Annotated in this window: 15 protein-coding genes and 2 tRNA genes; 6 read left to right on the top strand and 11 right to left on the bottom strand. The window is 57.7% G+C overall.

Going from position 1 to position 18977, the window contains the following annotated elements; genetic code table 11:
• Window positions 1-2 precede the first annotated feature (2 nt).
• Window positions 3-467: a hypothetical protein gene (locus ACLI1Q_RS08910; protein ID WP_239269773.1), complete on the bottom strand. Its 465-nt coding sequence runs from the start codon at window positions 465-467 to the stop codon at window positions 3-5.
• A gap of 325 nt (window positions 468-792) precedes the next feature.
• Window positions 793-865 (bottom strand) — tRNA-Asn (locus tag ACLI1Q_RS08905).
• Between the two features lie 254 nt (window positions 866-1119).
• Here ACLI1Q_RS08905 and ACLI1Q_RS08900 point away from each other — a divergent pair.
• The 3 genes from ACLI1Q_RS08900 (at window position 1120) to ACLI1Q_RS08890 (ending at window position 3447) form a co-directional block, all read left to right on the top strand.
• Window positions 1120-1836: a 6-carboxyhexanoate--CoA ligase gene (locus tag ACLI1Q_RS08900; RefSeq protein WP_239269772.1), complete on the top strand. Its 717-nt coding sequence runs from the start codon at window positions 1120-1122 to the stop codon at window positions 1834-1836.
• The gene (locus tag ACLI1Q_RS08895) at window positions 1833-3002 is read left to right on the top strand and encodes an aminotransferase class I/II-fold pyridoxal phosphate-dependent enzyme (protein WP_411696961.1); all 1170 of its coding nucleotides are present in this window, start codon (window positions 1833-1835) and stop codon (window positions 3000-3002) included. Before ACLI1Q_RS08900 ends, ACLI1Q_RS08895 begins: the two co-directional genes overlap by 4 nt.
• A gap of 61 nt (window positions 3003-3063) precedes the next feature.
• Window positions 3064-3447 (top strand): hypothetical protein, encoded by a 384-nt coding sequence (locus ACLI1Q_RS08890; RefSeq protein WP_239269770.1) that lies wholly within the window; start codon window positions 3064-3066, stop codon window positions 3445-3447.
• Window positions 3448-4232: 785 nt separating this feature from the next.
• Here the strand turns inward: ACLI1Q_RS08890 and ACLI1Q_RS08885 are convergent.
• The 8 genes from ACLI1Q_RS08885 to ACLI1Q_RS08850 form a co-directional block, all read right to left on the bottom strand.
• On the bottom strand, window positions 4233-5375 hold the full coding sequence (locus ACLI1Q_RS08885) for a DUF3322 domain-containing protein (RefSeq protein ID WP_239269768.1): 1143 nt from the start codon (window positions 5373-5375) through the stop codon (window positions 4233-4235).
• Complete coding sequence (locus ACLI1Q_RS08880; RefSeq protein WP_411696960.1) at window positions 5362-8733, bottom strand: ATP-binding protein; 3372 nt, start codon at window positions 8731-8733, stop codon at window positions 5362-5364. The genes ACLI1Q_RS08885 and ACLI1Q_RS08880 overlap by 14 nt, the downstream gene beginning before the upstream one ends.
• Window positions 8726-9376 carry a DUF4194 domain-containing protein gene (locus tag ACLI1Q_RS08875; protein WP_239269766.1) on the bottom strand — a complete coding sequence of 217 codons (651 nt, stop codon included), beginning with the start codon at window positions 9374-9376 and terminating at the stop codon, window positions 8726-8728. Before ACLI1Q_RS08875 ends, ACLI1Q_RS08880 begins: the two co-directional genes overlap by 8 nt.
• On the bottom strand, window positions 9376-10845 hold the full coding sequence (locus tag ACLI1Q_RS08870) for a DUF3375 domain-containing protein (protein ID WP_411696959.1): 1470 nt from the start codon (window positions 10843-10845) through the stop codon (window positions 9376-9378). Before ACLI1Q_RS08870 ends, ACLI1Q_RS08875 begins: the two co-directional genes overlap by 1 nt.
• A gap of 135 nt (window positions 10846-10980) precedes the next feature.
• On the bottom strand, window positions 10981-11400 hold the full coding sequence (locus ACLI1Q_RS08865) for an organic hydroperoxide resistance protein (RefSeq protein ID WP_239269763.1): 420 nt from the start codon (window positions 11398-11400) through the stop codon (window positions 10981-10983).
• A 153-nt stretch (window positions 11401-11553) separates the two neighbouring features.
• Window positions 11554-13143, bottom strand: a complete 1590-nt coding sequence (locus tag ACLI1Q_RS08860; RefSeq protein WP_411696958.1) for a PTS ascorbate transporter subunit IIC — start codon at window positions 13141-13143, stop codon at window positions 11554-11556.
• Window positions 13144-13153: 10 nt separating this feature from the next.
• On the bottom strand, window positions 13154-13969 hold the full coding sequence (locus tag ACLI1Q_RS08855) for a PTS sugar transporter subunit IIA (protein ID WP_239269761.1): 816 nt from the start codon (window positions 13967-13969) through the stop codon (window positions 13154-13156).
• A gap of 457 nt (window positions 13970-14426) precedes the next feature.
• On the bottom strand, window positions 14427-15368 hold the full coding sequence (locus ACLI1Q_RS08850) for a DUF5067 domain-containing protein (protein ID WP_239269760.1): 942 nt from the start codon (window positions 15366-15368) through the stop codon (window positions 14427-14429).
• 95 nt (window positions 15369-15463) lie between these two features.
• On the opposite strand from ACLI1Q_RS08850, the gene ACLI1Q_RS08845 reads away from it, so the two are divergent.
• Window positions 15464-15537: transfer RNA gene (locus ACLI1Q_RS08845), tRNA-Ile, on the top strand.
• A gap of 42 nt (window positions 15538-15579) precedes the next feature.
• On the opposite strand, the gene ACLI1Q_RS08840 is transcribed toward ACLI1Q_RS08845, so the two are convergent.
• Window positions 15580-16185 carry a hypothetical protein gene (locus tag ACLI1Q_RS08840; RefSeq protein ID WP_239275814.1) on the bottom strand — a complete coding sequence of 202 codons (606 nt, stop codon included), beginning with the start codon at window positions 16183-16185 and terminating at the stop codon, window positions 15580-15582.
• Between the two features lie 30 nt (window positions 16186-16215).
• Between ACLI1Q_RS08840 and ACLI1Q_RS08835 the strand changes: the two genes are divergently transcribed.
• Complete coding sequence (locus ACLI1Q_RS08835; protein ID WP_039886008.1) at window positions 16216-17271, top strand: trimeric intracellular cation channel family protein; 1056 nt, start codon at window positions 16216-16218, stop codon at window positions 17269-17271.
• Between the two features lie 107 nt (window positions 17272-17378).
• Window positions 17379-18977, top strand: coding sequence for a mechanosensitive ion channel family protein (locus tag ACLI1Q_RS08830; RefSeq protein WP_239269756.1), 1599 nt, complete (start codon window positions 17379-17381; stop codon window positions 18975-18977).

Raw genomic sequence — 18977 nt, 5'->3', positions numbered from 1 at the left:
GTTTAATCCACCGCCTTCAGGCTGCGGTAGCGGCCGCGTACGTCGGCTGCGGCACGAGAGGCGCGGCGCTTGTCCTCAGCTTCGTCTGCCGTCGCCATGGTGATGCGGTGGCGAGCAAGACTGTCAGGCGTGATGCCGTATTGGGCGAGCTGTAGGCGGCGTTCTGGTCCTAGTTTCGTGTCTCCGCGATTGTAGGCGTCGTCGAGAATCATGGTGCGTGCTAAATCGAGCCACTGGGTTTCTTGGAGGCCTTGGGTTTTCAGCGGCGGGAATTCTGCGAGGGTGTCCCAAAAACGTAGGGTCTGGTTGGTCCAGGCCTCGTCTGTGGCCGGGTTGGTGGGGCCGTAGATATCGGTGAGTTTGGGCTGCGGTACGAAAGTGACAACGATTTCGCGTTGCTCGATGTTTTGTTGGTTCCTTCTCGCACGTGATTTTGGATTCTTCGGTGCGGGACCGCGTCCTGCCATTGCTTCCCCCAGATTTTTCGTGTGCTGTTAGCTGTCCAGTTCTAGTATAGTGTGCTATGATGTTTGGTGGCAGCTGCCGTTCGGGGGAGATGGCTCCGGGTCGATGTTTCGTCGGCTCGGAGTCATTTTTATGTCCTGGGGCAGGTGCTGGTTTGGGTGGTTTTAGCAGCAGATTTTGGGGTGAAAACGTGACGACATTTTGACGACATTTTGACGACAAGAACCACTGGAAACGGCTGGAAACCACTGGAAACGACTGGAAACGAAAAACTAAGAAACCCCCTCCCACCAGCATTTTTACTGGTAAAGGGGGGTAGATACAATGCTCCTCCAACTGGGCTCGAACCAGTGACCCTTCGATTAACAGTCGAATGCTCTGCCAACTGAGCTATGGAGGAATATCCATGTTGTACTTCGAACGTGCCGTTCTCCGTGCAACGAGAATTAACTATATAGGCTAACGCCGTTTTCACACAAATCGCCTGGTTAGCCGGAAAAATTTAGGGGCGTAGGACGTAGGGTGAGACGGGAAGCATCGGAAAGCGTAGGGCCTGTGTATTCCTGTGTGGGAAGCGCCGCCTGGAGCCTGGTCGAGGCTGGCCAATTTTCTCTTTTCCTGAACACCGTTCAATACGTCCGGTACCCTCAGATTATGACTTATTTCTCAGTGCGAATGCGGTCTGATTCCGCAGGCCAGCACATTTCGGGAGCAGAGCGAATCGTCAGGGAACACGAGGTTCCGGCGGTCTGTGCGGCGCTATCCGAGCGTGCTTTGGCGCACCCGAAGGGAATGGCGGAAAATACCTTCATCACCGTGGAGGCTTTGGCCGAGTCCGATATTCTGCACGTCCCTTCCGTAGGAGTAAAAGAAGAAGCGGTGCAATCGCCCTCGCAGGCTAGGGACGTCATCGAGGAACTATTGCGCTCAATGACCGCTCATTCCCAAGTAGTCATTGAAGAGACGTTTACCGCTAGGAATATGCGCGGTGCGATGCTCATTGCGGCCGATACTGGCACGCGCTGCGAGCCAGACGCACAGCGCGGCGTCCGTGTGAGCCACATGGACGCGCACAACGCTCAAGACGCGGAATTCAAAGGCAAGGACGCGGCCCGTGAAGCCATTGTTCTGGCGAGCAAGGTCGCCGCGCATCCTGACGTTCTAGCAGAAGTCTGTGTGTCTGATGATCCGGCCTATACCACCGGTTACGTCTGCATAGATGGCACGTACCACCGTCTTCCACACATTAAAGAGCCTGGGTCGGATGAGGGGGCGCGGGCATTCATTATCAAACCAGGTGCCGATATCGAAGCGTTGATTGATTATTTGGAAAGCCGCGCCGTACTCGTGGATTTTGGGGCAGAAAAGTGAACGAGAGCCTAGAACAAGTCGCATCTGCGCGCCTGGATAAGTGGAGAGAAGACGGCCTATGGCGCAGCCCTTCGGTCTTTGGAAGTGGGCAAGTCCCGGAAAGCTCCTTGCGGACGGCCACCGGGAAGACGGCCAAAGACGCGGTGCTCTTTAGCTCGTCGAATTACCTGGGCCTGGCAGAGCATCCGGAGATTAAAAACGCCGTAAAGGACAGCGTTGATCACTACGGCGCAGGCTCAGGCGGCTCGCGTTTGACCACCGGCACGTCTGAATTACACGTTGCGGTAGAAGCCGCTGCGGCCCAGCTGACTGGGTATCCAGACTCGGTATTCTTTGCCACCGGGTACCAAGCCAATCTATCGACGTTGCAGGCGTTGGGCTCGCCCGAGCTCACCATTGTTTCCGATGCGCGCAACCACGCCAGTATCATCGATGGCTGCCGGCTCGCAAAGGCGAGTGGCGCCTCCCTCGTCGTTACGGCGCACCGCGATACCCGCGCTGTAGAAAACGCTTTGGTCACCAGGACCACCAAGTATGCCTTGGTTATTACCGATGGCCTCTTTTCCATGGACGGGGTGCTTGCACCCTTGCCTGAGCTATCGCGGCTGGCACGCGAACACGGCGCTTGGCTTATGGTCGATGATGCCCATTCGTTTGGCACCGTCGGCAACCGCGGCCTTGGCCTCCCAGAATATTTCGGCGTCCAGCCCGATATTCAGCTTATTACCGCTAGCAAGGCGCTTGGCGCCGAAGGCGGCCTCGTGGCAACGAGCAAGCCGGTTGCCCAGCTATTGCGGCAACAAGCCCGGTCCTTCGTATTTTCTACCTCTCCCACGCCAGCAACATCGGCCGCCGTGCTCGCGGCGTTAAAGCTCATTGAGTCTGATCCCAGTCTGGTTAGCCAACTGCAAGGCAATATTGCTTATTGGCACAGCACACGCGGGACTACGCCACAGCAAGGGCCGATTATCCCCGTGCACGTGGGCGATGAGGCCGCCGCAATGGACGCTAGCGCTGCACTGCTTGACCATGGATTTATCGTCCCGGCAATCCGGTGGCCCACTGTTGCACGTGGCGCTGCGATACTCCGCGTTACCCTCATGGCAACCCATACGCGCGCACAAATCGATGCCCTCTGCACAGAACTTGAACAGCTGGGTTTATAAGCAAAACGCTCGGTGAGTGCGTTCAGAGAGTAGGCTCTCGTCGCATACACTGGCAGGCATTATGAGCAGCTTTATCATTGACTATTCGTGGCTCCACGAGCTGGTGCTGTACGGGCGTGACGCCGAGCTGTCCGCTGCAATTACCGGCAACTGGGACATTATTGAAGCTATCTGGGACTTGGAGGAAAAGCACGCTATAGAAGAGGACTCCAGTTTCTTTGGCGGCGAAAATTGGACCGCGCGCTTTGTGTCCGGCCTCGATGATGGCGGCCCCTTGGACGTGGGGCTATTGGACGAAGAAGATACTTCAGTGATGCTCGAGCTCTCCGTTACCGGCGACGATGAAGAGACAATGGAGCACGCGCTTATCGATGCCACCGAGACCATCACCTGGCATTTCTCCGACTGGGGCTTCGAAGACATAGAGTGGACTGCGATGCCTTGATAGGTGAGGCGAGCATGGCGGATTAAGGCGTTGCGAGTAACGACCACTGCGCCAGATGATTTCTGCAGCGATTTTTGTGCCACCGGACCACGACTAGGGGAAATCCGACGAATGTTGCTGTTGAAATCTGTCAGCCTAAACGGTTAAACAAGTGGTACGACGAGCCGGTTACCGGAACGTTGTCGCCTGGAGCCGCGTAGGCTCCAGAGCTTTATTTAGGGATTCCACTTACGCTCATGAATTAGTGCTGGCCCCAACGCTTTGACTAGACGTTTAGTTGCTCGCTTCACAGACTTGCTGCTGTGGTTTTCTTCCCTGTTGCGGCGCAAAATTCATTGACTCGTTCTAAGAGATGTCGCAAGGTGATTTCGTGTGGGCTTTGTGGATAGCGATATCGCGAGTGCAGACGCCTTATATCCACGCCCTCCAGAAATACCAGGGCACCGGAATTTTGGACCGAGTGCATTACCGATTGATATATGGAGATACAGGCACCAAAGCGCTCGCGCAGGTCAACCCAGTCTTCAAAGGCCGTTCATTAGCGCATGCCCATGAAATTCTGGCGAGTACTTCCAATGATTTCGCATTTGAGCTTGGTATGCCAGATAGTCCAAGCGGTCGGTTAAAACCCTCTCTTGACGTTCGTTTACTAATACTCCGGCAACGTAATAATGATCGCGCCGGTAGGACTCGTCGATGAAAAGTTTAAACAACTCTATTCCTTTTGAAGGAGACTATTCCGTTGAATGTAGCGGTTATGGGAAGGACGGAACTAGACTGCACTACTAAACCTTATGACCTCCGAATATAAATTGAATCGCGTCAGTGGCATGCGCGAACGGAATCCGTTCCTGTTCGATGCGTAGCTTGCCTTCGGTGAAAAGGTGGCGATAGGCGCGCTGCTCTTCGGTGGTGAGGTGGCTAAGTGCTGCGGAGCCGTCGCCGGGATCGGGGACCGCGAGGTGGCGGAACGCGGTGACGGTGGCGGTATCCATGAGCAGGGACTCCGTGTGGGGAAAGTGGGCGCGCACGCCGTTGAGGATGCTGAAGCCGGCGGCGTCAAGGTCGCCCCAGTAGGTGATTTCGGCATCGTGGAGCCAGGCAAGGGCGTGAAGTTGGCGGGCGGCATGGCCGGCGCCGAGGATGGCGATGGTGGGTGGGGCGGCATCGGAAAGCAGGGGCAGGGCTAGGAAGGTCTGCTTGTTTTCTACGATGAGAACGCGCGGGGGAGCGGCGGGAAAGAGCTGTGCAGCCTGGGAAAGGGGAACCTCGATATCGGACAGCGCTGGGGCGTGGTTGAGGTAGCGCAGGCGCAGGCGGGCATCGGTGCGGCGCAGTCCCAAATCCGTGATGCCAAAGGGCGAAAGCAGGGCGAGCAGCAGGCGGCGGTGGGTGCCTATCCATTTGCCGTCTACTCCTTCAACTGGGACGGCGCGCTCCCACTCGCCGGAGTCCGGGTGGGCGCGCAGCCAAGTCAAGCATGGTGTCAAGCAGCGCAGATCGTATGCGTTTAGCTCCTTCCACTGGGCATAGGTGCGGTACACGGCGTCGGCGAATGCAGGGGAGTCGGGGAAGATCGCGGCGATGTCGTGTGCGCGCTGTTGCGCACGGGAGTATTCGGCGCTGAGGCCTGCGGCCGCGGCGATGCGGGGCGCACCGGTAAGGACTGCGCGGGTGGGAACGGAATTGGTGCCTAGGCCCGTGCGGGACCAATTGCGCGGTTCGTAGTGGATCTCTTCTTGGTGCGGCCAGCGCTGCCAGGCGCGGATGAACTCCTGGGTGGCGGGGACATCGCGCGCGGCGTTGGCGGCCGTTGGCGGGTGCAGCGGCCAATCGATACTCAGCGAATCGGGAGTCGACAAAGCCTCCGCAAAGTGGTTGCGCAGGTATTTTGCCGCATGGGTGTGCAGGTCATTAGGCATCCGCATCGGTGGACTCCGGGGATTCCTGGGAGTAGGAGGTGGCATCGATAAGCGAATAGCCCGTACGCGCCTGCGGGCGGCCTTGGATAATGGGCTCGTCGTAATTGACCACGATGGTGCCATCCACGTACGGCGATAGCGTCTGAATGAGTTTGAATGGCGTTGCCAAAATCATGTGGAAACCAAAGGACGCAAACACGGACATGGCGGTGCGCGTAAAGGCCGGGTCGGCGCGGTCGAAGGCCTCATCCAAAATGATGGAACCGTAGGTAGGAACGTCCTGATCCGGCTCCGCCAGGCGGAAGCGCAGCGCCGCAGCCAAGCAGAAGAACACCAGCTTTTGGGCCTGGCCGCCGGAAAGAGAGGCGGAATCCTGATACGTATTGGCGGTCGTGCCATCGGGGTAGCACTCGCGGCCGATGAAGCTGACGTGCTTGCGGGTATCCAGAACCAGGTTTCGCCACCGAATATCCTCCGGCTCAGACGAGCCCAAGCGGCTGAGAATCTTGTCCAGGGCGTGGTAGCGCGCTACCGCAGCTTCGGGCTCATTGGCGCTAATCTCCGCCAGGCTATGGGACGTTGCGGCATCGAGATCCCGCTGGAAGTCTTGCACCACCTGGCCCCGGGCATCTTTTACATCAATGCGCAGGGTGCGGTCCCCATTGAAGGGCGTGCGCTCCAGGGACTTATTAATAAACTCCATGCGCTGTTCGATATCGCTACGGGCATGGCGAAGGGAGGAGGCGAGGTGCGATAGGTTTTGCACCGTCGTGCCATTGAGCAGCTCCAAGAACTGAGCGCGAAAATCCGCCAAGCGGTCCGCGCGCAGGAATTTCAGCTTCTCCATGCCTTCGCCGGCGAAGCTGGCCTGTGGCTCCAAATCCGCCGCTTCCGCCGGCCACTGCGATAGGTACTTGTGCAGGACGGAGACAATCTTGGCATTCGTCTCCTCGATGCGGCGCGCGGCCCTGCGCGCGGTTTCTTGCAGGCTGGCCTGTACTTCATCGCGCCGGGCATCGATGTCATCGATGGTGAGTTTTCTTCTGCCCTTGTGCAGAGCCTCTTCGACCGCCTTGGCGATGCCCTGATCCGCCACCGTGGGCACTGTTCCGATGCTCTGGCGCCGCTGGGTGGAGCGGTTTAGCTCGCCTTCCACGTTGCCGAGGTGTTTTTGTGCTTCGTTCAGTTGGGCGCGGGCGGCGGTGAGCTTTTCCTTGGCCTGCTCGTGTGCTGTGGCCAATGCCTGCGCCTCTGGGGAGGAAGCCAAAGAATCATACTGTTCTTGCAAATCGCGTTTGCGCGCCTCCGCAGAAGCGGTATCAATATCCTGGAACTTAGTCTCCAGTACGCGCTGCGCTTTATCGCGCTGCGTGCGCAGGATATCCATCTTCCGGTTGAGCTCGTGGACCTGTTTAGCCATGGCACGAGCAGTGGCTTTCGCTTCCGCCAATTGGGAACGCAGGAGCTCAATCTTGGCAGTATTGGTGGAACCTACTCGGTACCACCGCGTGCCTGTAAAGCGCGTGCGATCATCCTTGATAAAGCGCGTCGAGCCATCCTTGTCCTTAGGCCGGCTTTCCAAGCCATCGCGTGTGACGGCCGGGGTCTTGGTTACCTGTTCGAGCGCCGCCACCGAGTTGACGCATTCGTAGTTAAAACGGCTCGAAATATGGTGGCGCACCCACTGCGCCATGGGGTGATCCTGGAACTCCAATTTGTGGATGAGCTGTTGCGGGCTGCGCGCGGGCGCAGGCGCCGGTGCAAACTCCGGGATAGTGCGGTACTCGAGCCGGGTACCCACATTGCGAGAATTGACCCACTGGTTAATGGCTTCCCGCGCGGTTTCCGGAACGAGCAGGGTGGCGGCGAATCCGTGCAGCAATTTTTGGATCACCGGTTCCCACTCCGCCTGCTGCGGGGCAATATCCAGTAGCTCGCCAGCGAAGGGAAGCTCCGATTCGGCATAGCCAGTATCCCGCGCGAGTTGGGTGCGCAGCTCTACCAGGGCCTTATCGATATTGGTGCGCCGCGAGCTAAATGAGTGCAGCTCACTTTCTAAGGACGCGGATGCTGTCGCTGCATCGCGGGCGGCCACGCCGGCTTCTTGCTGCTGCTCAGTAAGCTGGGCCGAGTCAGCCTCGAAGTCCGCGATGCGCAGGTGGGCATTTGCCTGCAGTTCGGCGAAGCCGTGCGGGTTGAGCTCAAAGTGGTCGGTCCACTGGTCGGCGGCAGCGGCAAGGTGGTGAAACTCCTTGGAGCGGTGCTCAATTTCCTTCTCCGCGGTTTCAATTTTGGCTTCTAGGGCGGCCAGCTCGCCGGCACTGAGTTGGGAGACGGCTACGGCGGCGCGTCGCTCGGCATCGTCAAGGTGCGTGACCTCCGCCTCGAGCGCCTCGGCCGCAGAGTGTGCCTCTGCTTGCTGGGCGGTCAGCGCGCGGATGCGATAATCCAGTTCTTCTGCCACCAAGCGGGCGCGCACCGCCGGCAGCGCCTCATTCATCGCCTCGGCCTTGTGCTTATCCGCCTCCGCGGTGGTGCGCTGGGAGTGCAATTGGGGGAGTGGAGCCAGCGTCTCAATCTGGGCCTTGACGTCCTCTACCCGCAGGTATGCCTGGCGCAGATCTTCAAATTGCTCCACCGACTCCTCCGCCCGCTCGAAGGTAGACGGCGTATCGAGCATATAGTCCCGGAAGAGCTGGTCCAGGCTGGATAGAGATTTGGCGGACTGCGTGCGGTGCAGCAGGACCTGCCCCTGCTCGCTCTTTATGCCCAGGCGTTTGCGGAAGCGATCCGCAAACGTGGTGTACGTCGGCGTAAATGACGCACCAGGCCCCTTGTACATGGCCTTAATCTTGCGGGTATCCAGGCTGCGGGTGAGTAGGGGGCTGAGCTTATCGATGTCCTCATCTCCCTGCACCACCCCATAGAGGCGTTTAATTTGGCTCACCGAATTTTCACCGCCGTTGAGGCGGAAGATGGCGATGAGGGTGTGCTGCGTGCCAGCCCCATTATCGTAGGTCAACGCCACCACCGAGTTAGTTGCGCCTTCACGCAAATACTCCGGGGCGATTTCACCCGTGTGCGCATTTTCTTGCTGCCGCCACGCCCCGCGAATATAGGAAACGAGGGTGCGCCCATTATGCCGCCCGAGGTCTTGCTGCGATGCCGCATTGAACTTGAGGTCCTTTTGCGGCACCAATACTGCAGACATCGCATCAAGCAGCGTGGACTTACCCGAACCGGATCCGCCGGTGATGAGGAAGCCCTTGCGGGCTACCGGGATGGAAAAGTAGCCGTGAAAAGTACCCCAGTTAATAAGCTGGATACGACTGATGCGGAATTGGCCTGGATACAGGTTAGTCATCGGAAGCTTCCTCCTGGTCGCCCTCGGCTTCTGCGAGGCGGGCGTATTCATCCCGGATGGCGGTGACCGTGGCGGCATCGAAAAGCTGGCGCAAGACGGGTGAAACCTCGTAGCGCCCCTCTGTCTCGGTGGCGCTGAGCAGCGAGTATTCATTGCGGATGCGTTTAATCGCCGCATTGAAGCGGTTATTGAACCCGGCTTCATCGCGGTTATCAACCGCGCGGACGTAGCCAATGCCCTCCCGGAGATCTTCTACATCCACAATCACGCGTTCACCGGGCAGCGCCAGACCAAGTTCTTGGCGCAGGTTCAGCAGGATGGCGGTATCGATGTGCTTGAGCTTATCCGTGCGCAGTACCTGCGGAATGGGCAGAGTTTCCTCTTCTACCATCCGGGTAAACGCAAACCCTTCCGCTTCATCGACGACCAGCTCGAGGAATACCTCATGCAAGCGGGCACGCAGGTTGTCTTCGTCCGAGATGATGGCGGACCATAAGATAGGTTCCTTGTGCGCACGCACCAGCGGACCTTTCAAAAGCTGCACCAAGGCGCGGCGCGAGTTATAGGTCAGCGATCCTTTATCGCTTTCCCACAGCGGGGGCTCATGCGCCGAATCGACGCGGTGATTATCAGTAGCGCTCACTACAACTCCTCAACGGTGGTGCTATCGAAATACATAGTAGGGATATACGCCGCGCGAATGGTCCCATCTTCCTCAGTCCAGGTGACCTTCTCGTGCGCATCATGCAAAGCCGGTAGCGGGTGCTGGTCCGCAATATGTACCAATCCCACGACGCTGGCCAGGTCCTGCGTGGGTGGGTACGCCTGCAATACTTGGCCAATCGTGCACGGACCCGCCTTGCCGACGGCCCCGCGAATCGCCGCATGCAGTTCCTCAAAGTCAATCTCTGACTCGCGCACTAACTCGTACAACGCCTCCGCGTTCTCCTGGCCTGGCTGGAAGGCTTCCGGTGCTTCTTCCACGACCTCGCGTCCTGGGTTGGCTAGTTGGATGCGCGAGACGGAGTGAATGGACATACCGATGCGCTGCAAGGGCGTTTCCATGCGGTGAAAGGCTTTTAACTCCGATGCCTGTGCTGCATCAATGGCCATGCCCCGTGCCTCACGCAGTAGCTCAATCATGCGCCGGTCTTCTGCGAATTGTTCCGAAGAGACATAGTTGCGCAAGCTGCGCGCCAGGCCAGTCATCGTTTGATTGACCTCGAAGCTCGTTTCTTCCATATCGCGGAAGAGATTCCGCAGCTGACGACGGTTTTCTGGCGCCAGCTCTTGGCCGACCTCGCTTTCTAAAACTTGCTTAATCCACTGATCTAGCCACGCACTGCGTTCTCTATCCATGAGGTAGGAATAGAATCCGCGGAAGCTGCGCCCAGCGTCCGATTCCGCGATGTGGTCTACACCGCTGAAAATTTCCTCGAGCACTTCGCCGCGGTAACCTTCTGGATCCAAAAGCTGGCGACGCAACCGGTGATTGAGGGCTTCGAGTTCGTGGCGCACCCTAGCGAAATCGCTTGGCACCGCCATGGCCATGTTCAGCACGTCTTGGACGCGCTCCTGCGTCTCTGCCGCAGTCAGCCTTTCAAACTGCCCTAAATGAGCCTTTTCAATTTCGCGCTCAATGCGGTCTCGCTCCGCCTCTAAGCTGGCGACGCGGCTCGAAATATCCTCATTTGTATCTCGCGCCAAGCGTTGTAGCGCCGAGCCTATAGATTCCACACGCGATGCCGTGACCGTAGTAACCGGCGTTTCCCAACGCTCAACGGCCTCGAGCGCGGACAGCGCTTCCTCGCTCGGTTCCAAGGTTTCACCGCGCGAGCTCTTGCCAGATTTACGGACTAGCCAACCAGCTTTTACCCAGTCATTGCAATAACTTTGCGGTGTGCGCGGCATTGAGAATTCACTGGCGAGCACCTCAAAATCGGTGACCATCAGCTCATATACTTCTGCCGCCGGCCGCGCGCGAGTGCCGCGGGGAAAATACTCAGCAATCAGCGCCAAAATCACCGGGGCATTATCGGCCGCCAGCAGCCGCACTGCCGCGGAATCATGTAATAACCGCCGCAGTGAAAGGGCGCGAGCTTCAACAGACATGATTCGATTTTGCCAGCTATGCCGGACACATGCAGCGTAGTTTGACTCACTTATTCGAATCAGTGGATCCGCCCGCGCATGGTGGCCCTTGCGGGCCGAGGACTAAGAGACTGTATTAGTCCTTATTAGTCCTGCTTAGTCCTGCGCAACGGTGACGTTGACGTCAATATTGCCGCGGGTGGCATTGGAGTAGGGGCAGACCTGGTGGGCGGCATCGGCAAGCGCTTGTGCCTTGTCGTGCTCTTGGGCGGGAATGATGACCTCGAGCTCAACGGCGAGCTTGAAGCCTTCGCCCTCCTTGCCAATGGACACGCGGGCACCGACGGAAGAATCGCCCAACTCAGCCTTCTCGCTGCGAGCCACCGCCTGCAGGGCAGAGTGGAAGCAAGCGGCATAGCCAGCAGCGAAGAGCTGCTCCGGGTTGGCGCCGTTGCCATCGCCGCCCATTTCCTTTGGGGTGGCCATCTTGAAGTCAAGGTCCGAATTTTGCACTACGGCGCGGCCGTCGCGGCCTGCCCCGGTAGCGAGTGCTTCAGTGGTGTAGAGGGTATCCATGATTACTCCTTTTCTAAAGTGATTTTCGTACTAGCGGTGAGTACAGCCGCCGATTGTACTCAGAATTCCTAACGGTGTTTTTCCAGTTCAGCGACCTAAGAAGTGAAAGGACGCGCTAGGAAAGGTGGTACGGCTCAAGTGTGCGGCGCAGGCCTACTCAACCCGCGCCGGGGGAGTGGGTGCTCCTTCGGGCGGAAGTACCTTGGGGTAGCGCTTGGATTGGCTTGATTTCCCAGCACTCTCGGCGGCACCGCCCGTGGTGGGCGCAGCGGCGCCGACTACTTCGGCCGTCTTTGCCGGAGAAGGTCGATGGGGTGCGGGGTCCCAGTGGGTATCGACAAGCTTGCGCTGGCACACCCAACCCACCGCGAGGATGGCCAGGCCAATCACTGCGATGAGAATGCCGCTCCATACACCGCCAGCTTGGATGGACCAGCCGAGCAGCAGGCCAAGCCAGCCAAAATCGGCGTCGCCAAAGGTGGTATGGGCGTCGCCGAAAGATCCCAGCACGCTAAGCAGGAAGGCGGGCAGGAAAGTAATGAGCAGGCCATTGGCAAAGGAACCCAAAGCCGCTCCACGGCGCCCGCCGGTGGCATTGCCGTACACACCGGCCGCGCCGCCGGTGAAAAAGTGTGGCACGAGGCCGGGCAAAATGAGGGCAACGCCAAAAGCCGGGTTGAGCCATAGTGATAGCACAGCCAAGCCGACGAGTCCGCCGGTGAAGGAGAAAATGAAACCAATGAGCACCGCATTTTGAGCGTAAGGGAAGACAATCGGGGCATCGAGCGCTGGGATCGCGCCGGGAACCACCTTTGCCGCAATACCTTGGAAGGCGGGGACAAGCTCGCCCAAAATGGTGCGGACACCGAAAAGGATGACGGCAACGGCCACGCCAAACTGTAGGCCCTGCGTTATGGATTGCATGAGGTAATTGCCCACATCGGTGGCGCCATCCGGGAAGGCGGTGAAAGCCTCATCGGACCCTGCACGCGCAATAAATAATACCGCGAGCACAAGGTACATCAGTGCCATAGAAAGAGCCGTCGCCACCATCGAATCGCGCAGGAAGCGCAAGCCCTCTGGGAGTTTCAGGTCCTCAGATGAAGGCGACATTTTATCGCCCTTACCGCCTACGGCCTTGCCGACGCCACCTGCGACCAAGTACCCAGCCGTGCCAAAATGCCCAATTGCCACGGAATCATCGCCGGTAATGCGGCGGGTAAAGGGGTGGGCTATAGCGGGCAAAGACACCATCAAAATGCCAAGCAGTCCCGCACCAAAGGCGACGATGACCCACGAAGGATATCCAGTGGCAACGAGCACCATCGTCAGCAATGTGGCCATGAAAAGTACGTGGTGGCCAGTGAGGAAGACATAACTAAGCGGTGTAATACGGGCCAAGATGAGGGAGACAACAAACCCCAAAATCATGATCCAAGCGACTTGGCTGCCGAACTGGTCTTGCGCGATACCGACAATGGCTTCATTAGTCGGCACCACTCCCTGTGCACCCGTCGCGCCGGTGATCATGGCACCCAGTGGTTCTAGCGAATCGGATACTAGGCCAGCACCGGCGCCGATAAGGAGGAAACCCAGCGTGGCTTTAATCGCGCCGCCGATGGTCTTGCCGACGCCGCGCCCCATGGCACCTAGGCCGACGGCGGTGATGATGCCGATGAGAAAAGCAGGTACAGCGAGGATTTCGGCGACGAGAAAGTTGGCTATGGCCAGAAGAATATCCATGCGTTATTCCTTAAATGTCATAGAGCTCGCGAAGAGCCGCATCTAGTTCGGAAGTGGAAGTGAAATTTTGGATGACGTATACGGGAACGCCGACATCGCCCAGCGTGGCAGCGATTTCGCCGGAGGTGAGAAGGAAATCCGCCTCGCTCGCCCGACCCTTGGCTGAGATCGTGTCGGTGGCTTCCACGGTCAGGTATGACCCCCAGCCCCATTCATCAAGTACCTGTTCCAGGGTGTTCTTAAGGAATAAAGACGTGCCTAGGCCGTTGCCGCATACCGTGAGGATTTTTCCCTTGGACGCGACAGAATCTGCGGCCGTTTGCTTTGCTGGACGAGCCGTTGACTCCGCCGGTGCTGCGGAAGTTGTGCGCTTCTTACTCGAAGTCGATGCCGTGAGGATTGCGCGGAGCTCTTTTTCGGATTCTGCACGATTAAGTTCATCACGCTTGGTGGCTAGCAGCTTTGCTAGCTGTTTCATCGCCTGCAGGTGTTCGGAGTCGCTCCGTGCGGCAAATGCCACGACGAGGTCAACAGGGTCATTGGAATCGTGCCCGAATTCCACCGGCTTATCCAGATGGACCCACGATAAAGAAGTTTCCTTTACCGCCTCCGAAGGCCGTGCGTGCGCAAAAGCGAAACCAGGTGACACCACAATGTATGGGCCCGTTTCTTCTACAGATTGCACCATTGCTTCCGTGTAGTCTGCGGTGATCGTGCCCGCTTCTTCCAGCAGTGATCCTGCCAGTCGGATGGCTGCTCTCCAGTCCTTGGCGGTGCCATGTATCTCCACGGCGCCGGGCACCAAGAGGGAATCTAGTGTGACCATGTGTATCTCCCATCACAGAAATAGTGGCATCAGGGTGAATGTCACTCATGATTCTAGGGCGCAGCGAAATAGGAGGTGAAAGCAGGGGGTAACGTATGCACGGGGTGGTTGGAGCCGCTCAAAGGGTGGTCGGATTGGCTCTATAGTCCTTTGGATTGGTCGCAATACAAGGGGAAGCCGTGTGCTTTCGGAAAGGCCGGACCTAGAAATGGACCCGTGCTAAGGGAGCGGAAATGAGAAATCCCCGCTGGCGCGGGGAGAAACACAGCGAAAATGCTGCTTTGAGCACTACCACAGGCCCCTCCCGTTGTATACGGGAGGGAGCTGGTTTTGCCTGTCAAGTTTTGCCCGCCCCAGTGAGAAATAGGCTCGATTTTCTTTCGGGCTTTGCATCTCGGCGGGCTTCGCTTCCTGTAGTGGCTAGAACGGAAGATTTACGCGCGTTGTATCCGGGCAGTTAATCGAGCTCGAAAGTTTGGCGGCCAATTTCATCTTGGCTAAAGGACCTAGATGCAACAAGGTCCACAGGTGTCGTTAGATCATCGAGCTCGTAGGCGATTGTTCCGGCGACAGTGCCTCCCTTTTTAATCTGTTCAAGCTGAGTATCGGAAGTTTCAGGATCAATATAGGAACCGACGTCGAGCTCGTTTACCTTATTCGGATCATTGTCTTGGATGGCGGTGAAGTACGCGACAAAGTCGGTGGTAGTCAGGGTTTCATCCGTTTTATTCGTTACGTCATAGCTAAAGACGAGAAGTGGCTTTTCACCTGTTTCATTGCCAGGCTCACCGGGCTTGATAACGCGGTGATCGGTTATTTTGAACTTGGCGGCTGGAACATCCAAGACTCCATCTTCAAAGGTTTGGCTAAAATCTGTGCTCTTTAGCTCATTAACGGTTGTCGGATCATCCTTCACCTTCTTCATATGTGTGGTGAATTCCTTATCCTCAATCGCGACCTTGAAAGTTAAGGTGTTGTCATCGATAGAGAAATCTTTCTTGTCTGACGAAGCGGCCATCCACTCAGAGGCGGTGGCAACTGTATCGCGGTTTGAGGTAACGGTCTCACCGGATGCAGCGGCTTGGGCATCAAAAGTGCCAATCCAGTAGATCATGCGATTTTCGCCGTTGTCCATGACCCATTCGATGGTGATGACGTCATCAGTGATGCTGGCCTCTATCCAGCCATCGTCAGAAGCGCTGTCCTCTTGCTTCCACGTTCCAATTACGGACTTCGCATCAACCTGTGCATCGGACGCGGAATTACTGGAGTCGCTTGTCTTTGAGCTCTCACTACCGCTATCCGAGCAGGAGGAAAGCGTAAGTGCAGAGACGAGAATGAGAGAAGAGAGTAGTTGCGCATAATTAACTTCTACCCTCAGGGGGTAGGAAGCGTACAAATACTCAATAGCGAAGGGGGCAAATTGGTCTTTGGCCGCTCTTTGACTAATCTTTTGAGGGCAGATAATCGCCCAAATAGGCGTGCAATCTGCGTGGGGCTATAGCTCAGTCGGTTAGAGCTCCGGACTCATAATCCGTCGGTCCCGGGTTCGAGCCCCGGTGGCCCCACGGTAGAAGGAGGCGTCGGCAAGCAATGCTGGCGCCTCCTTCTTAGTATTCGGTGTGCACGCGCTCGGAGAAAATCGGCCTGGCGGTCAGCTCGATGCGGGTGCCGATATTTTCGTCTTCTTGGGAGCTGCAATGGACGGATTTTTGATTCGTGGCCATGATGCAGTGGAGATCGTAGCTCTCACCAGAGCTCGGGTTCTTTACAGCAATGTCGCTCTGCCAGGCTGCAGTAACGGTTGGATCAGGGGTTTCGAGCCTGTATGGGGCATCCATTGCGTGCTTATAAATGTCTAGGGCAAAGGCGCAGTCGGTGGCATCATCGGCGATGATTTGTGCGTAATCGCGGATGCCACAAATACCGCCTACCTGCGCAGCGAGTGCGGAATCATCGTCTTTCTCCGCTTTCTGCAGCTTGGAAGGCTTGGCAGGCGCGGCATCGGCAAGCGCATCACTGTCTGAACTGGCGCTGTGTGGGCTGGTACCGGTGAAATTGGGCTCCTCGTCAGCGGGGGTGGACGAGCACCCAACCAGCAGGAGTGCAGGAAAGAGCGCGAGAATCTTTTTTATGCGGAATGCCGGGAGAGATAGAAGGGGCAGTAGAACAGGAAAAGTGTAGCACCGCAGAGCATGTGGGCAGGCGAATTGCACGTGGGTGAGCAGTGCAGTCTAATAAACGGCATGACAGAAGTAGATCCGCTCATTGAATCCCTCTATCGCTGGTCCGATGTCAGCGGTGTATTGCTGATGGGAATTATCGGCGGCACCATTGCGCGCAAGCGCGGGTATGACATCATCGGGTTTTTCTTCATCGCGATGTTTTCTTCCCTGGGCGGGGGCATGGTGCGCGACGTACTTATTAATCGCGGCACCGTGGCGGCGATGAGCGAGCCGGAGTACCTGTACCTGGCGTTTACGGGTGCGTTGATTGCGCGCTTTGTCTACTTTAAGGGCAAGACCTGGGATTATATCCAGGCGCATGGCGATGCCGTCGTTTCCGGCCTATGGGCCGGCACCGGCGCCGTGAAGGCCATTACCTATGGGCTGCCGCCAATTCCGTGCATCATGATGGGCGTGTTTACCGCTACCGGCGGTTCCATGATTCGCGATATCGCCATGGGGCGCGAGCCCGCCGTCTTTGGCGATAATCAGCCCACGGTGATCCCAGCCATCGCCTGTGCGGTAATCGTGCTGGTGGGAAACCACTTCGATATGTTGGCCGTTGGCATGATCGTGGGGCCATTGGTCTCTATTTTCTTGGCGCTGCTGGGAATTTGGGCCGGGTGGCGCGTGCCCGCGAATCAGGAGTGGGCGCCGATTAATGATACGGCTGCGCAGGTCAAGGTGCTGGCGAAAAAGGCAGAGAACAAGAGCCGCGCGGTCGGGCGCAAGCTGGAGCCACACCGCGTGCGCTCGTGGCGCCACCGGCAGATGGAAGAGGCGCTGCAACGGCGCATCGAAAAGCAAGTGCGTTCCGGCAAGCGCCGACAGGATGCGGCGGAGGAGGCCAGCGAGTTTCTGCAGTCCTTCGAATCAGACGTCGATCAGTTCAGCACGGCGCCAGCGGAGTCTGAGGATATGGACTTTGGCGTGGACTTTAGCGGCGATTCCTATGAGGAAGAGGAGCAGACCTCCAGCGAGGAATCCCAGCGGCTGCTCGATACGATTTTGGAAGATGACAAGCTTACTGATGAGCTGATTGATCGCCTGATGGACCGCTACCAATCGCGCGACTAGGCCCCGGGGCATCTGCTTGCCGATGCCCCCATCTTCCCACTCCTGCCTTCTTACTTCTGGCAGAAAACTGGCATCAATTTCTCAGCTAGGTGCCATATCCTTGAACCATGAACTTGAGGTATTTCTTTTTTGAGCTGTGGGGCCTCATTGTTGACCATGGCTTGCCGCTCATCGCATTTGTGATAATCGGCATTCTTCTGCCCCGCATGGGCCGCCTAGCCATCCGGATCATTGAACATAATTTGGATGAGCAAGAAGAGTCCACGAAGGCACGGCTGGCGCTGACCGGAGCATTGGTCTACATCGTCCAGGCGGTTGCGTACTTCCTATTGGTCGCCGCCGCGCTGACTAACCTCGGCGTTCCGGCGCTGGGCGCTGCGGTGCCTGCGACGATAGTTTCCGCCGCAGTTGGTTTCGGCGCCCAGTCCGTGATTTCGGATTTCCTCTCCGGATTTTTCATCCTCACGGAAAAGCAATTCGGCGTGGGTGACTACGTCTCCTTTGCTGGCATTCCTGGGGTGGAAGGCGATGTGGTGACGCTGACCCTGCGCACCACGAAGGTGCGCACCCCAACTGGTGAGCTGGTGACCATCCCCAATAGTTCTGCCGGTGTGGTGACCAACTATTCCAAGGAATGGTCCCGTGCGGTGGTTAATATCAACGTCCCCGTGCACGAGGGCGAATCTTTGCCGGAGATTACGAGCCGTGTCAAAGAGATTTCTGAGCACGCTATTGAAGCCCCAGATATCTCTGTCGATGTCGCCGGCGAGCTCACGGTTCTTCCCGCTACGCAATTGGTCAGCCCGCAGGTTGCCGGTCAGCCGTGGCAGGTGGGCTACCGCATCATGGTGACTGTGAATCCCGCCCGCCAGTGGTCCGTGGAGCGCGCTATCCGCTCGGCGTTGCTTTCGGAATTCTGGGACCACTACGGTTCCGCCATCGACTTTGATGAGCTGCAGGAACAGAAAAAGAAGCATTCGGCAGAACCAAAGCATGCCGCGGCGCAATCGGCCAAGGACGCCTTGGATGCCGGGGAAGGATCCCGCCCCAATACGCCAGTGGATGACCCCACGGTGGAAGAGGAACTGGCCCCAGAGGAAGTTGAGCTTGCTGAGACCAAGCTCGATGAGCAGGCAGTCACGGATGAAGCGGGCGAAGATGCCGCAGAAGACGAGGCGACATCGCGCCGGAAGATCTGGCGCTCGATTCAGACAAATACGCGATTCCAGAAGATCGCCACCATCGGCGGGCGCGTGCGCGCCTCCACCACAGGCCTTGTGGCGGCCCTTCTCGTCGTTGGGCTGCTCATCCTCGCGGCAAGCAACCCAGAGGACGCGGATGCAGGTTGGCTATCGCCAGAGTATTGGAAGGAAAGGGATACGCAATCTTCTTCCGAGGCGCCGACGGAATCTGAAGAGAATCTGCCCTCGGAAAAACCTGTTACTACCGGCACCCCAACCGAGCCGACGGATGCTGAGTCAACACCGACGACCACCAATACGCCGACCGTTCCTAGCTACCCCAGCCAGGACCCCAATTCGACTCCTAATTCCGGAGACGGGCACGGCAGCAATCAAGACGGGCCGGCTGACTCGAACGGCGATTCTGGCGATGGCGAAGGGAATGGAGACGGAGACTCGGGCGCAGACGGAAATAGCGGGGCCGCAAATAGCCAACAGACCGCGATTCCTTCAGAACCCCACTAG

It is taken from the genome of Corynebacterium limaceinasi (genome assembly GCF_046717465.1).
Classification (GTDB): domain Bacteria; phylum Actinomycetota; class Actinomycetes; order Mycobacteriales; family Mycobacteriaceae; genus Corynebacterium.
This window is presented reverse-complemented; position numbering and strand designations above follow the sequence as displayed.